15 protein-coding genes are annotated in these 13147 nt (G+C 67.7%); 10 read left to right on the top strand and 5 right to left on the bottom strand.

Translation table 11 applies throughout. The annotated features are described in order from the left end of the window. Positions 1-74 precede the first annotated feature (74 nt). From KM295_RS01290 to KM295_RS01330, 9 genes are all read left to right on the top strand, one after another. On the top strand, positions 75-1445 hold the full coding sequence (locus KM295_RS01290; protein ID WP_256028054.1) for a phosphohexomutase domain-containing protein: 1371 nt from the start codon (positions 75-77) through the stop codon (positions 1443-1445). Positions 1446-1530: 85 nt separating this feature from the next. Then, positions 1531-2139, top strand: coding sequence for a flavin reductase family protein (locus tag KM295_RS01295; protein WP_256028055.1), 609 nt, complete (start codon positions 1531-1533; stop codon positions 2137-2139). Next, positions 2136-3326, top strand: a complete 1191-nt coding sequence (locus KM295_RS01300; protein ID WP_256028056.1) for a M20 family metallopeptidase — start codon at positions 2136-2138, stop codon at positions 3324-3326. Before KM295_RS01295 ends, KM295_RS01300 begins: the two co-directional genes overlap by 4 nt. Positions 3327-3341: 15 nt before the next feature. After that, on the top strand, positions 3342-4346 hold the full coding sequence (locus tag KM295_RS01305; protein WP_256028057.1) for a hypothetical protein: 1005 nt from the start codon (positions 3342-3344) through the stop codon (positions 4344-4346). A 103-nt stretch (positions 4347-4449) separates the two neighbouring features. Beyond that, the gene (locus KM295_RS01310; RefSeq protein WP_256028058.1) at positions 4450-4782 is read left to right on the top strand and encodes a DUF8113 family protein; all 333 of its coding nucleotides are present in this window, start codon (positions 4450-4452) and stop codon (positions 4780-4782) included. A 108-nt stretch (positions 4783-4890) separates the two neighbouring features. Further along, positions 4891-5619 carry a YkgJ family cysteine cluster protein gene (locus KM295_RS01315; protein WP_256028059.1) on the top strand — a complete coding sequence of 243 codons (729 nt, stop codon included), beginning with the start codon at positions 4891-4893 and terminating at the stop codon, positions 5617-5619. A gap of 76 nt (positions 5620-5695) precedes the next feature. Next, positions 5696-6082, top strand: a complete 387-nt coding sequence (locus KM295_RS01320; RefSeq protein WP_256028060.1) for a TRAM domain-containing protein — start codon at positions 5696-5698, stop codon at positions 6080-6082. A 211-nt stretch (positions 6083-6293) separates the two neighbouring features. Further along, positions 6294-7181, top strand: coding sequence for a hypothetical protein (locus KM295_RS01325; RefSeq protein ID WP_256028061.1), 888 nt, complete (start codon positions 6294-6296; stop codon positions 7179-7181). Positions 7182-7240: 59 nt separating this feature from the next. Further along, positions 7241-7960: a DUF7345 domain-containing protein gene (locus tag KM295_RS01330; RefSeq protein ID WP_256028062.1), complete on the top strand. Its 720-nt coding sequence runs from the start codon at positions 7241-7243 to the stop codon at positions 7958-7960. Between the two features lie 9 nt (positions 7961-7969). Here KM295_RS01330 and KM295_RS01335 read toward each other — a convergent pair whose 3' ends face one another. Continuing rightward, positions 7970-9100 carry a DUF7345 domain-containing protein gene (locus tag KM295_RS01335; RefSeq protein WP_256028063.1) on the bottom strand — a complete coding sequence of 377 codons (1131 nt, stop codon included), beginning with the start codon at positions 9098-9100 and terminating at the stop codon, positions 7970-7972. 440 nt (positions 9101-9540) lie between these two features. Between KM295_RS01335 and KM295_RS01340 the strand changes: the two genes are divergently transcribed. Beyond that, entirely contained in the window at positions 9541-9783 is a 243-nt protein-coding gene (locus KM295_RS01340) for a DUF7123 family protein (protein WP_256028064.1), read from the top strand. On the opposite strand, the gene KM295_RS01345 is transcribed toward KM295_RS01340, so the two are convergent. The 4 genes from KM295_RS01345 to KM295_RS01360 form a co-directional block, all read right to left on the bottom strand. After that, on the bottom strand, positions 9780-10391 hold the full coding sequence (locus KM295_RS01345) for a winged helix-turn-helix transcriptional regulator (protein ID WP_256028065.1): 612 nt from the start codon (positions 10389-10391) through the stop codon (positions 9780-9782). The genes KM295_RS01340 and KM295_RS01345 overlap by 4 nt on opposite strands. Positions 10392-10472: 81 nt before the next feature. Then, positions 10473-11621: an SPFH domain-containing protein gene (locus tag KM295_RS01350; RefSeq protein ID WP_418904726.1), complete on the bottom strand. Its 1149-nt coding sequence runs from the start codon at positions 11619-11621 to the stop codon at positions 10473-10475. 66 nt (positions 11622-11687) lie between these two features. Beyond that, the gene (locus KM295_RS01355) at positions 11688-12446 is read right to left on the bottom strand and encodes an SAM hydrolase/SAM-dependent halogenase family protein (RefSeq protein ID WP_256028067.1); all 759 of its coding nucleotides are present in this window, start codon (positions 12444-12446) and stop codon (positions 11688-11690) included. Beyond that, positions 12443-12985: a nicotinamide-nucleotide adenylyltransferase gene (locus KM295_RS01360; RefSeq protein WP_256028068.1), complete on the bottom strand. Its 543-nt coding sequence runs from the start codon at positions 12983-12985 to the stop codon at positions 12443-12445. The genes KM295_RS01355 and KM295_RS01360 overlap by 4 nt, the downstream gene beginning before the upstream one ends. Between the last annotated feature and the right edge of the window lie 162 nt (positions 12986-13147).

Raw genomic sequence — 13147 nt, forward strand, 5'->3', positions numbered from 1 at the left:
GTGTGTAAACAGTTCTACTGACTACTATAGCCCGCGTCCGAAGTGTTTTCCCCGCCCCCGGACGACCGGACGGCATGGACATCGAATTCGGTACCGACGGCTGGCGGACGACGACGGAGTCGTTCACCGGGGCGCGGATCCGCGCCGTCGGGCAGGCCGTCGTCGATCACCTGCGGGCGGCGGGTGAAGACGCGCCCGTCGCCGTCGGTTACGATCCCCGGGCTGGATCGCGTTCGGCCGCCGAGGAACTCTGTCGCGTGCTCTGTGCCGGGGGATTCGACGCGATCGTCCCGCCGCGTGACACGCCGACACCGATCGTCGCCTGGACGGTCACCGATCGGGACCTGGCCGGTGCGCTGCAGGTGACCGCGAGCCACAACCCACCGACCGACAACGGCATCAAGTTCATCCCCGCCGACGGGGCGCCCGCGCTCCCCGACGTGACCGACCGGCTGGCCGCCGAACTGAAGCCGCCGGAACCGCTCGCCGAACCCGAGTGGGGCAGCGTCGAGGAGACCGATCTCATCGAACCGTACATCGAGCACGCGCTGGCGTTCGTCGACGCCGACCTCGAAGGGCGGACAATCGCCTACGACGGCATGCACGGCAGCGGCCGCGGCGTGACGAACCGGCTTCTCGCCCGCGCCGGCGCGGATGTTGAGGCCCGCCGCGAAGACGCCGATCCCGAGTTCGGCGGAACCGCCCCGGAGCCGACCCCCGAGCACCTCGTCGACCTCGCTCAGATGGTCGAAAACGACGGGGCGGAACTGGGGATCGCCAACGACGGCGACGCCGACCGGATCGCCGTCGTCACGCCGGATCGCGGCGTCGTCGACCCGAACTGGCTGTTCGCGGCGCTGTACGACTACTGTCTCGGGACCGACGACGGCGACGCCGTCCGCACCGTCTCGACGACGTTTCTCATCGATCGGATCGCCGAGGCCCACGGACAGGCGGTCCACGAGACGCCGGTCGGGTTCAAGTGGGTCGCCGACGCGATGAAAGAACACGACGCGCTCCTCGGTGGCGAGGAGTCGGGTGGGTTCGGGATCGGTGGACACCTCCGGAACAAGGACGGCGTCCTCCTCGCGCTCGCCGTGGCGGCCGCCCACAGCGAGGAACCGCTGGACGACCGGCTGGACCGGATCCGCGAGGAGTACGGCGACATCGTCCAGGACCGCCGGAGCGTCGACTGTCCCGACGACCGGAAGGCGGCCGTCCTCGAGGGGCTGGCGGCCGATCTACCCGAAACCGTCGCCGGGACCGAAGTCGAACGGGTCGGGCGCGACGACGGCTTCAAGTTGCTTTTGGACGACGGCTCTTGGCTGCTCGTCCGGCCGAGCGGGACGGAGCCGAAACTCCGGATCTACGCCGAGGCCGAGACACGCGAGCGGCTCGCGGAACTGCTGGCGGCCGGCGAGGCGCTCGTCGAACCGCTTTTGTGACGCTTCCCCGGCTCCGCACAAATGTAAGGTATCCGACCAAAACCAGTTTGTTCCGTGAGCCAGTAGGTACTTGGAGACCAGTTCGATGACGCTCACAGACGATCCCGACCTCGTCGCGCTCCAGCCGGATCAATCGTTCTTCGAGACGCTCTATACGGTATCGCCGCTCGTGATCGTCGGCACGCGTGAGGCGGACGGGACGGCGGATCTGGCGCCCAAGCACATGGCTATGCCGATCGGGTGGTCGGATCACTTCGGGTTCGTCTGTACCCCCGAACACGGGACCTACCGGAACGTCGAACGGACGGGCGTGTTCACCGTCAGCTATCCCCGACCCGGGGACGTCCTCGAGGCCAGCCTCGCGGCGGCCCCAAGGGATAGCGAGGGCTCGAAGCCCTCCCTCACCGGGATCGAAACGGTCGAGGCCGACGCCGTCGACGCGCCCGCGATCGTCGACGCCTACGGCGTACTGGAGTGTAAACTCGACCGTATCGTCGAGGGCTTCGGCGAGGCCGGGCTCGTCACCGGCGATATCGTCGGTAAGCACGTCCACACCGACGCCTACCGGAGCGACGACGCCGAACCGGAGGCGCTGCTCCGGCGGGCGCCGTTGCTTGCACACCTCTATCCCGACCGGTTCGCCGAGGTGAGCGAAGCGCGGGCGTTCCCGTTCCCGGAGGGGTTCGAACGATGACCGCCCCCGAGGAGTCTACCACCGTCGAGGACCGGCTCGGGGAGTGGGCGGAGACCAACCGGGAGGCGCTGGCGGCGTACCTGCTCGAACTCGTCGAGATCGAGACCCCGACGGAGAACCCCGAGACGTTCGATCGGTTCTTCGATCGGCTGGCCGACGGTTTCGGGGCGGTCGGCCTCCGAACTGAACGGGTTTCGGGCGAGGAGACGGGCGGGTGGCTGGAGGCCTTCGCGTCCGATCGGACGGGAACGGAACCGATCCAGCTCGTGATCGGCCACGCCGATACCGTCTGGCCGCTCGGCACGGCCGAGGAAAACCCCCCGGAGATCAGAGACGACGTCCTCGAAGGACCCGGCGCCCTCGATATGAAGGGCGGGCTGGCCCAGGCCGTCTTCGCACTCCGGGCGCTGGAGGCGATCTCGGTCGACCCGCCGGTTCCGGTCCACCTGCTCGTCTCCAGCGACGAGGAGATCGGCAGTCCAGAATCCAAACCGCGGATCGTCGAACTCGCAAAGCGGGCCGACCGGGTGTTCGTCCTCGAACCCGCGAGCGGACCGGAGGGAAAGATCAAGACCGCCCGCAAGGCGGTCGGTCACTTCACGGTCACGATCCAGGGAAAAGCCGCCCACGCCGGGCTCGAACCCGAAGAGGGTGCCAGCGCGACGGAGGAACTCGGCAACGTCATCCACCGCCTCCACGCCCTCACCGACGTCGAGTCGGGGGTCACGGTGAACGTCGGGGAAGTAAACGCGGGCCTGCGGTCCAACGTCGTCGCGCCCGAGGCCAGAGCCGAGGTCGACGTTCGCGCCCCAACCGACGAGGCGGCGGAGACCGTCGCAGAGCGGATCCGATCGCTCGAGGCGGAGACGCCGGGAACCGAACTGGCCGTCGAGGGAGGGTTCGGGCGGCCGCCGATGGAGCCGACGGCGGGCAACCGACGGCTCTGGGAACGCGTCCAAGAAGTCGGCCGGCGGCTCGGGCTCGAACTCGAGGGGACACAGTCGGGCGGGGCGAGCGACGGCAACGACGCCAGCCAGCACGCACCGACCATCGACGGGTTCGGCGCGGTCGGCGACGGGGCCCACCAGTCCTTCGAGCACGTCGATCTCGATGCGCTCACCGACCGGGTCGCGCTTCTCGCCGCCTGCCTGCTCGAAGAACCGCTCGAGACCGAAACACAGGGGTAAGAGGTTCCACCACACATGAAAGCAGACGTCCACACGTCCGTCACACGGATCGCCGATCTCGAAGCACGCGCTTACGAAACCGAGCCCCGTCCCCGCGAGGAGTGGGAACGGGGAGACTACGTGCTCGCGCGGGTGACCCGGCGGCCGGACCCCGACGTCGGGGTCGAGAACCCGCGGGGACGACGGGTCGAACTGATGGAGGGGGAAACGATCGCCGGCGCCCTGGGAACGCGTCGGGCCACCCGCGAACTGGTCGGCAGCTGGCGCGACGTCGGTGCGGACGGACGGCTGGAGGTCATGACCGGCGGCGGGGTGCTCGGCCGAGTCACCTCGAGTTCGCCGTTTACCCGGACGCCGATCGAACTCGAATACGAGGGCCACGTCCTCCCCGACGGAGCCGCCGCCCGCATGGACGAGTACGGACTGACCGCCGAGCCGGTGTCCCACGAGACGCCGGTCGTTCTCGTCCTCGGGACGAGCATGTCGGCCGGAAAGACGATGAGCGGTCGCGTGGCCGTCCGGGCGCTCGTCGAGAACGGCTACGACGTGGCCGCCTGCAAACTGACTGGGGCCGGGACCTACGGCGACGTGCTGTCGATGGAGGTCGCGGGCGCGGCGCCGATCTACGATTTCGTCGACGCGGGGCTACCGACGACGGTCTGCCCCGAGGAGACGTTCCGGGACTCCGTCGGCCCTGTCGTCGACCGGATGCAGACCGCCGACGTGATCGTCGCCGAGGTCGGCGCAAGCCCCCTCGAACCGTACAACGGGGCGGCCGCAGTCGAGATGCTCGACGAGCAGGTCGCCTTTACTTTGCTCTGTGCTTCGGACCCCTACGCGGTCGTCGGGATCGAAGAGGCGTTCGGGACGTCGCCGGACCTTGTGGCGGGGATCGCCACCAACACGGCCGCCGGCGTCGACCTCGTCGAGGAACTGACCGATTGCTCGGCGTTGAACCTCCAGGACGAGGCGGCCAAAGCGCCCCTCGAGCGGATGCTCCTCGAGGCACTTTCCGAGTAGCCGACCCGCCCGACGGGCGAACCACTTTTGCCGACGAACGTGGCCGTCCGCCCCCGGCCCGGAAGGACACCGGTTTTTTGCGTCCACACGACACAGCGTACGCATGGACGACGATAGCGAGGCGGACTTCGAGCACGAGCGGCGAAAGGCGCGGGAACTGTTGGACGACGACTCGATCACGGCGTTCTATCTGGGCGTCGTCCGCGACGGCGAGACCGCCGACACGACGTTCGCCCAGACGGCCGACGACCCCGAACAGGAGGGCCTGCAGGCGCTTTCGCTGCTCGCAACCCACGTCCGGATCGTCGCCAGCGAGGCCGGCGTCGATCCCGCGACGGTCGCCGGCGACGCGGCCACCCTTGCCGGGCAAATGGAGGAACTCACCCCGGGAGAGCTGGCCGAGACCGGGACGGAAGGCGACGAACGCGCCGAGTGAATCGAGGGGCGATCCCGACCTCGGCCCCGATCCGGGGCACCGACGGACGGTAGCGACCGTGGGGTCAAAGAGCAGCGGCCTTATCAACGAGCGGCCGAAGGGCCCGGTATGGAGAGTCTCGAGGCCGAACTCTCGCGAGCGCGGGAGCTGTCCGTGAAGGCGCTCGCCGACGCCATCGAGTCGATCGGCTTCGAGTGCACCCGGTGTGGCGGCTGCTGTACGGCCGAGCGGACGGCCGAGGGTGACAGGGAGCCCCACACGGCCACGCTGTTTCCCGACGAAGCCCGGCAGCTACAAGCGGCCGGCTCGGAAGCCGAGGATCACGGGTGGCGCGACGTCACCCGGCCGATGCCCTACGGGATCGACGGCGGGGACGGGGGAAACGACACAGACGACGAAAGCGAGGACGACGGCCCCGGCGGGGACGAACCGTCGGGCGAGACCTTCGAGTGGGCGATACAGACCGACCACTGTGGTGACTGCACGTTTTACACTGAAACAGGGGACGGGACCGGCGCCTGTACCGTCCACGAAGACCGGCCGCTAGTCTGTCGGACCTACCCGTTCAGCGTCGCCCTGGGCGGGACGAGCCAGCCGATGGGCGAGGCCGTCGACCGGGAGGGGCTCGTCCGCGCCCACGAGTGTGAGGGACTGGGACGCGATATCTCCCGGGAAGCCGCCGAGGAGTTGGCCGAAGCGCTCAAAGAGCGGGCGATCCGGGAACTCGAGGAGGCGATCGCCGTCCGGGACAACTACCGTCCCCGACCCGACGCCGGGGGGATCGTCGTCCACGATTCGGAGGGGGCGAAACGGCCCGACGGAACCCCCCTAGAGTGAGCGGGGCCGCGCCGGGAGAAACATCGACAGGCGACACCTTCTATACGCCTCCCCCTCATGTCCGGAGCGTAGATCTATGGAAATCTCCGAGAAACTCCTGTGTCTGTTCAGCGCCGAGATCGAAGAGCGCGAGGATCGCTACGTCGTCGAGGTACCGCGCCGCGAGATCGACACCGGCGCCGTCGAAGCGGGCGGGACCTACCGGGTCGCGCTTATAAACGGCGAGGTGGCAGCCCCCGACACCACGGGCACCGATCGGCCCGCCGAGGAACCGCAACCGCCGGTCGAGGAGGGCGAGATCCGCTACGTCGAGATCGAGGACCTCGGCAAACAGGGCGACGGTATCGCCCGCGTCGAGCGGGGCTACGTCATCATCGTCCCGGGCGCGGAGGTCGGCGAGCGCGTCAAGATCGAGGTCGCCGAGGTCAAGTCCAACTTCGCCGTCGGCGAGATCCTGGAGTGAGCGCCGTTCGGAACGGTAGGCGCTGATTCCTCACGCCGCTCCTGAACAAGTATATAACTATTTTCACCGTTCGCGAGGGGTTCGACCGCGTCCGTTCGGAAAGCCGTCGCAGTATTGCGGTTTTAATCCGGCTTAATCCGGACTGATCGGCGTCGATCCGGCGTGACTACTGGTGGTTTATACGTACCCACGGGTCCAAGCGGGAAGTGTAATGAAACGAGCCAGCCTATTCGTGGCGTTGGTGGTCGTCGTCGGGACGCTTCTCGTCCCGGTGGCGGGCGTCACCGCACAGGAGACCGAAACCGAGGACGAAGGGATGGCGCCCGGCGAACGGCTCTCGGGCGTCGTCGGCGTCCAGGCGGCCGAAGTCGACGGCGATATCGAACGGAACGCGTTCCGGATCGGCCTCGAACGCGCAAACGACAACGCGAGCAAGGCGAGCCACATCGCCACGAAGCTCAACGAGTCGGAATCCCGGCTGACCGAACTGAACGAACGGAAGGCCGAACTCGAAGCACAGCGCGAGAACGGTACCATGAGCGAGGGCCAGTACCGCGCCCGGATGGCCAGACTCGCGACCGAGACCGAGACGGTCAGAGGGCAGCTCAATCGGAGCAACGCGACCGCCGCCGAACTCCCCGAGGAGACCCTCCGGGAGAACGGCGTCAACACCACCGCGATCCGGACGCTACGCACGAACGCGGACGAATTGAGCGGCCCGGAAGTCGCGGAGATCGCCCGTAGCATCGCCGGGAACCGAAGCGGCATGGTCGATCGCGGCCCGCCGGCCGATCGTGGCGGGGACAGAAACGCCAGCGACGATCGACCCGGTGGTCCCAACGCGGACGGCGAGCGCGGCGAGGAGCGAGCGGGGAACGGCGGCGCATCCGATGAACGACCGGGCGACCGCGACGGTGCACCCGACGGGGCGGACGAAGCCCCCTCCAGCGCGAACGAGGAACAGGACGACGAGGAGACGACCGACGACGGGAGGACGGACACTGGAAGCGACGGCGGTGACGGGGACGCCGACGCCGACGGCGCCGACAGTACCAGTAGCGGTCCTGACAGCGATGCCGGCGGCAATGCCGGGAACTGATCCGCAGGGATGTACTGCGATTATATAGAAATCCCCGGAAGACGAGGCTATACCGTACGATGAGGCCGAGTACCCTTCGGATCGTCGGCATCTGTCTCAGTTTCGCGTTGCTTTCGACGCTGGCGGCCGCGCCGGCCGCAGCCCAAACTGGCGAGGAACGCTTTCTGGTCGAACTCGACGCGGAAGGCGACGCCGACGTGTCGATGACGTTCACCTACGATCTGGACACCGAGGACGAAGAAGCCGCCTTCGAGGAGCTGCGGGCGAACGAAACCGCACGGACGGCGCTTGCGGATCGTTTCGGAAGCCGGATGACCGCCGTCGCCGCGGACGCGAGCACGGCGACGGACCGGGAGATGTCGGTCACTGATCCGTCCACCGAGTTCCGACGGGACGGCGGCGTCGGCGTGATCGAACTGTCGGTCTCGTGGTCGAACCTCGCGGCCGTCGACGGCGATCGGCTGACCGTGACCGAGCCGTTCGCCTCCGGCTTCGAGCCCGACCGGCCGTTCACCGTCGCGGCGCCGGAGGGATACGGCGTCGCCTCCGCCGAGCCGTCCCCCTCGAGTACCGACGAAACGTCAGCGACGTGGGACCCCGGGACGGGCCTCGATGGTTTCGAGGTGGTTCTCGAGCCGACCGCCGGGGACGAAACGGATGACGGGTCAGACGACAGGACGGCCGACGACGACACCGCGGAGGATTCCCCCGGATTCGGCGTCGTAGTCGCCGTCCTCGCTCTCGTGGCCGCCGCGTTCCTGGCGGGCCGTCGGCGCTGATCGGGGCTGTTACGTTCCGGTCTCCGAATCAGAGTCCGAATCCGAGTCCGAGCCGTCCCCGTTTTCCGGCAGCGAGAGGACGTTCTCGCGGCCGAGCCGGAACCCCTCGAGGTCACCGCGCTCGCGGAGCTTCTTCGTGACCTGACTGGTCTTGGCGTCGGTCCAGCCGAGTTCCTCGGCGATCGTCTGCTGTTTCACCCGACCGCCCTCTGCCTCGATGAGCTGGAGGACCTGTTCCTCGTTGCTCAACAGTTCCTCGTCGGGCTGTGCCGTCGCGCCGGCGTTGCCGCCGTCGGCCCCGTCGGCTCCGTCGGCCCCGTCGGCCGTCCCGTCCTCTGCGTCCGGTTCGGTGGTGTCGGCTCGTCCGCCGCGCCGTCGGTAAGCGAGGAACGCGCCCGCCGCGGCGAGCAAGGCGACAACGAGCACGGCGATCGACGTCCATCCGGGGAGCGAGCCGCCGGTATCGGACGGCTCGCCGTTGTCGGGGGCGTCGTCCGGGGGCGTATCCGTCGACGGCCCGAGTTCGATGCGGGGCTCGCCGCCGCCGAAATCCAGCGGGCCGTTGTAGACGACCGCGTCCGCCCGCGTCTCGGTCGGCTCCGGGGACGCCCCGATGATGTCATAGCCCTCCGGCCAGGAGATCAAAAGCGCCGTCTCGTCGTCGAGGAACAGCCCGCCGATGGCGTCCCCGACCACCAGCCGATCGCCGTCGACGGCCGCGAAGTTCGACCACCGGAAGCGGTAGGTGAGCACGCCGTACTCCTGTGGGAGCGTTCGGTTCTCGGCCGAGACAGTCATGTCGGTGATCGCCATCTCCCGGCCCGTCGCGTTCTCGGCCGCGCTCGCGGTCGTGTTCATCCGGTCGTGGAACCGCCCGGCGTAGGGGTCGGGATCGGACTCGACTGCGCTCTGAAGCTCCGCGAAGGCCTGTTCGTCGTCGTCGGTTTCGAGCCGCGTCCGGTACTCGATCTCCCAGACGGCGTCGCCGTCCTCCTCGATGGTGATCGACATGAGGACGTCGTCGGTGTCGATGCCCTGCTGGGCGAATCCGGATCCGTCTCCCCCGGATACGCCCGCGGCGGGCGCGACAGCGACGAGAAGGACACAGGCCAGCGACGCGACGAGGAAGCTCCGGTTCACGGGCGTCGGAACGGGAGGAACGTATAAATGGGTTGTTGCCGACGTCCGCCGGGGGCCATCGGACATCACGACCGCTAACCGGAGTTAAATCGGCTTAATTCGCGGATAGGAACGTTTAACGGGGCGAATTCTGATTCACGGCTATCCCCCGTTGAGTGGTTCCCGGATGCGGCCGGAACGGACGCGCCCGAGACGAACGCGTCCGGAGCGGCCGATGACGCGGCCGATACGTCCGACGGTAGCGCCGACGACGGCGGGACGGACGCCGACAGCGACGCGGACGCCCGAGTCCGGTAGCCATTTTTTCCCGTTTCCGCCCCGTACCAACCGGGGCCGTCTGTCCGTCCACAGGCGATCGGAAACCGTGAAAACCGACCGACTGGACGGTGTTGACTGACCGTACCAAACAGCCTTTTATGATGGAAGGTCACCCGACAGGTATGAGCGCGACTGCCGCTGGGTCGAGCGCGGATCTCACCGACAAACAACGGCGGATCCTCGCGTACCTCCGAGAGAAGGGCCGGACGAAGACCTACTTCAAATCGAGGCTGATCGGCGAGGAGCTCGGCCTCTCGGCCAAGGAGGTCGGTACGAACATGACGGCCATCTGTGAAGGGGAGTTCGACGTCGACGTCGAGAAGTGGGGGTACTCCTCGGGGACGACCTGGAAAGTCAGCGTCTAGGGGTCATACCGGACGAACGCGTCGGCCTCGCCGGCGAAGGCGACGGCCGTCTCGCCGAAAGAATCGGCGTACCGGACGACGAGCGTCAAAAGCGTCTCGGGGCGCCGTAGCTCGTACCCGTCGTCCCGCGAGACGAGCCCGGCGGCCTCGAGTTCGGCGGCGTACTTCGAGACCGTCGACCGGGAGACGTCCGCCGTCGCGGCGATATCGCTGCCCGGGACCGCCGGGTCCCGCAGCAGGGCGATGAGCATCCGGCGGGGCGTCTCCCGGCGGAGGTATCCGAGCGCGCGCTGCTCGAAGTCCGAAAAGCGGTCGGCCGGGAAGTAGCGTTTGTACTCGCCGTCCTTCCGGTGTTCGACCGCGCCGTCGCCCTCGAGCCGCCGGAGGTGATGTTGGGTCTCGCCGGTGCCGAGCTGGAGGTCGTCACGGAGCTTCGAGAAGTGTGCGCCGGGGGTCGCCGCGAGGTAGCCGACGATGGCGTCTCTGACGTCGCTCGTGTCGTTCCCCGAGAGACGCACAAGGGGCGTCGCCGCGCCGAGGGCCGCAAAGCGTCTAAGCGTCGCACGCTTGCCCTCGTCGATCCCCCCGTCGGGCCCCCGTTCGGGCATGAGTAGCCGTTGGCGAGTGACGAATAAAACAGCTTCGCACCGCCGGCTTGGGGGTATCGGTGTCCCGAAGCCCGATCCGTCTCAGTTCGTCTCGGTCTCGAGGTCCTCGTCGGGTTCGGCCTCCGGGATCTCTTCGTCCATCTCGGCGATGACGTCGTCGGGGTCCTTGATGTCGGCGGGGTCGGCCCCGGTCTTGATCGCCTCGGCCTCGGCCTCCATCTCCTCGACGTCCATTTCGGCTTCCTGGTCGATCTGACCGAGGATCTCCTCGATGTCGTCGAGCCCGAGCAGCTCGCGGGTTTCGGCGTCGAACTCCATCGATTCGAGGAGGTCGGCATCGGTCGCGGCGTCGCCGCCGGTGAGGTGCTTGCCGTACCGGCCCAGAAGCGAGGTCAGCTCCTGCGGGAGGACGAACGTCGTCGACTCGCCCTGCCCGATCTCCTCGAGTGTCTCCATGCCGCGTTCGATGATGGCGCGTTCGCCCATCGACTCGGCGGATTTCGCCCGCAGCACCGTCGAGATCGCATCGCCCTGCGCTTCGAGGATCTGGCTCTGTTTCTCCCCCTGTGCGCGGATGATGTTGGACTGTTTGTCACCCTCGGCTTTCTCGATCGCCGAGCGGCGCTCGCCCTGTGCCTCGAGAATCATCGCCCGCCGCTTCCGCTCGGCGGAGGTCTGCTGTTCCATCGCCTGCTGGACGTCCTTCGAGGGGTTGACCTCCCGGACTTCGACCGACTCGACGCGGATCCCCCACTCGTCGGTGGGTTCGTCCAGTTCCTTCCGTATCTTCGCGTTGATCTCTTGGCGTTTGTTCAGCGTGTCGTCCAGTTCCATATCGCCCAGCACGGCCCGCAGCGTCGTCTGGGCGAGGTTCGAGACGGCCTTCTTGTAGTCGTCGACCTCCAGGAAGGCCTTCTTTGCGTCCATGACCTTGATGTAGACGACGGCGTCGGCCGTCACCGGCGAGTTGTCGCGGGTGATCGCCTCCTGTCTGGGGACATCCAGCGTCTGGGTCCGCATGTCGAAGGTGTAGGTCTGTGAGACGAACGGCGGGATGAAACTGATCCCCGGCTCGAGCAGGCGGCGGTACTCGCCGAAGACCGTCAGTGCCCGTTTCTCGTAGGCGTTGACGATCTCGACGGCCTGATAGACCGCGACGACGGCGATCACGAGCAAGAGCAAAGCGACGAACGGGAACACCGCACCGCCAAACTGGAGGGGTACGAACATACTCATCGTTAGGCCGAACAGTGCATAAGGGTTCGGCCGATGTCGGGGGAGAATGGGATCCGCGCGTCACTCGAACCCGATCCGAACCGTGTCGCCGGGCGCCAGCCCGAACGCCTCCTCGCCCCGGCCGCGGTTGACCGCACATTCGACGTTGCCGTGGCTGCCGACGGTCACGACGGGCGTTCCGGGGTCGGCGTGGGCGTAGGAGGGAACGACAGGCCGTCGCTTTCCGTCGATCTCGACCGTCTCGCGACCGTCGAGGATTCCACCGGGAACGTTCGTGACGACGTTTCCGAAGCCGTCGACCACCAGGACCGTCCCGACCGCCCGATCGGGGTCGATCTCGGGGTCGGGAAAGGCGAGGTCGACGATCTCCCCGGCCGGCGAGAGCGGATCGAGCTCAGGGAGGCGATCGGGGGCGACGCCGTGAACGCTCGCCGCCGCGGGAGCGAACACGTCCCGGCCATGGAACGTCGCACTGCGTGGGTTCTCGGCGGCTATCTCGTAGGCTTCGATACCGCCGGCGCCGGCGAGAGCACGCGCCGGCGGACACAGAACACCGTTGTCGGGCCCGACGAGGACGTGCTCGCCGGCGCGGACGACGAGCGCCGAACGGTCGGTGCCGACGCCGGGGTCGACGACGACGAGGTGGACGGCCGGGGGGAACTCCGGGAGGACCTGGGTCAACCAGAAGGCCGCCGCGGTGACGTCCTGTCGGGGGAAATCGTGGGCGATATCGACGAGACGAACGTCACAGCGGCGGAGGATCGCGCCCTTCATCGCGGCGGGATACGGTGTCCCGAAGTCGGACGCGAGCGTGATCATCGTGAGGGAGTCTCGGGGGCCCCCTCGTCGTTGGCGTCCGTCGACGTGATCCGTTGGATCCGCTGGACCCCCTCGATCTCGTCGATGACCTCGACGACGGCCTCGGGGACGAGCGACTCCCAGTCGCCGTCGGCGGCCATCCGCTCGCGGACCTCGGTGCCCTCGAACTCCTCGCGGTGGTACATCGGGGACTGTCTGACCTCGATACCGGCCTCCTCGAAGAGCCGGACGACGAGAGGGTTGTTCGAGAAGGCGACGTCGAACCGCGGGCTCATCGACTGGACGTGGCTGACCCACACCGAGTTGCGGTTCAGGTCCTCGATCGGCACCGCGTAGGTCGTCATCTCGAACTCCGCGAGTGCCTTCGTTATCATCATGATCCGTTCGCCGGCGGTGAAGGGGTTCCGGACGGTGTGTGATTGGTCTGCGCTCCCGATCCCGACGACGAGTTCGTCGATCTCCTCGCGGATCCGGTCGACCATCGCGTGGTGCCCCTCGTGGTACGGCTGGAACCGCCCGATGTAGAACCCCCGCGTCATACGGGGCGATGCGAGTTGTGCGTTGATAAACCCGGCGGGTCGACTGCGGCGGTGCGAACGTGACCGATCGGGACGTCGCAGTCGTGCGGTTTCGGGGTGTTCCCTCGGCTGTCACGGGGAGAAAGTATATCAGTTGACGACCCGTCAATAACAGTACTAGCA

Source organism: Natronomonas aquatica (assembly GCF_024449025.1).
Classification (GTDB): domain Archaea; phylum Halobacteriota; class Halobacteria; order Halobacteriales; family Haloarculaceae; genus Natronomonas; species Natronomonas aquatica.

What these genes read in the sequence shown, in the direction of transcription:
- KM295_RS01330 (WP_256028062.1), top strand. Translation starts at nt 7,241, where the DNA reads ATGAGGCCGAGTACCCTTCGGATCGTCGGCATCTGTCTCAGTTTCGCG.
- KM295_RS01315 (WP_256028059.1), top strand. Translation starts at nt 4,891, where the DNA reads ATGGAGAGTCTCGAGGCCGAACTCTCGCGAGCGCGGGAGCTGTCCGTG.
- KM295_RS01360 (WP_256028068.1), bottom strand. Translation starts at nt 12,985, where the DNA reads ATGACGCGGGGGTTCTACATCGGGCGGTTCCAGCCGTACCACGAGGGG.
- KM295_RS01355 (WP_256028067.1), bottom strand. Translation starts at nt 12,446, where the DNA reads ATGATCACGCTCGCGTCCGACTTCGGGACACCGTATCCCGCCGCGATG.
- KM295_RS01290 (WP_256028054.1), top strand. Translation starts at nt 75, where the DNA reads ATGGACATCGAATTCGGTACCGACGGCTGGCGGACGACGACGGAGTCG.
- KM295_RS01300 (WP_256028056.1), top strand. Translation starts at nt 2,136, where the DNA reads ATGACCGCCCCCGAGGAGTCTACCACCGTCGAGGACCGGCTCGGGGAG.
- KM295_RS01305 (WP_256028057.1), top strand. Translation starts at nt 3,342, where the DNA reads ATGAAAGCAGACGTCCACACGTCCGTCACACGGATCGCCGATCTCGAA.
- KM295_RS01325 (WP_256028061.1), top strand. Translation starts at nt 6,294, where the DNA reads ATGAAACGAGCCAGCCTATTCGTGGCGTTGGTGGTCGTCGTCGGGACG.
- KM295_RS01295 (WP_256028055.1), top strand. Translation starts at nt 1,531, where the DNA reads ATGACGCTCACAGACGATCCCGACCTCGTCGCGCTCCAGCCGGATCAA.
- KM295_RS01350 (WP_418904726.1), bottom strand. Translation starts at nt 11,621, where the DNA reads ATGTTCGTACCCCTCCAGTTTGGCGGTGCGGTGTTCCCGTTCGTCGCT.
- KM295_RS01310 (WP_256028058.1), top strand. Translation starts at nt 4,450, where the DNA reads ATGGACGACGATAGCGAGGCGGACTTCGAGCACGAGCGGCGAAAGGCG.
- KM295_RS01345 (WP_256028065.1), bottom strand. Translation starts at nt 10,391, where the DNA reads ATGCCCGAACGGGGGCCCGACGGGGGGATCGACGAGGGCAAGCGTGCG.
- KM295_RS01340 (WP_256028064.1), top strand. Translation starts at nt 9,541, where the DNA reads ATGAGCGCGACTGCCGCTGGGTCGAGCGCGGATCTCACCGACAAACAA.
- KM295_RS01320 (WP_256028060.1), top strand. Translation starts at nt 5,696, where the DNA reads ATGGAAATCTCCGAGAAACTCCTGTGTCTGTTCAGCGCCGAGATCGAA.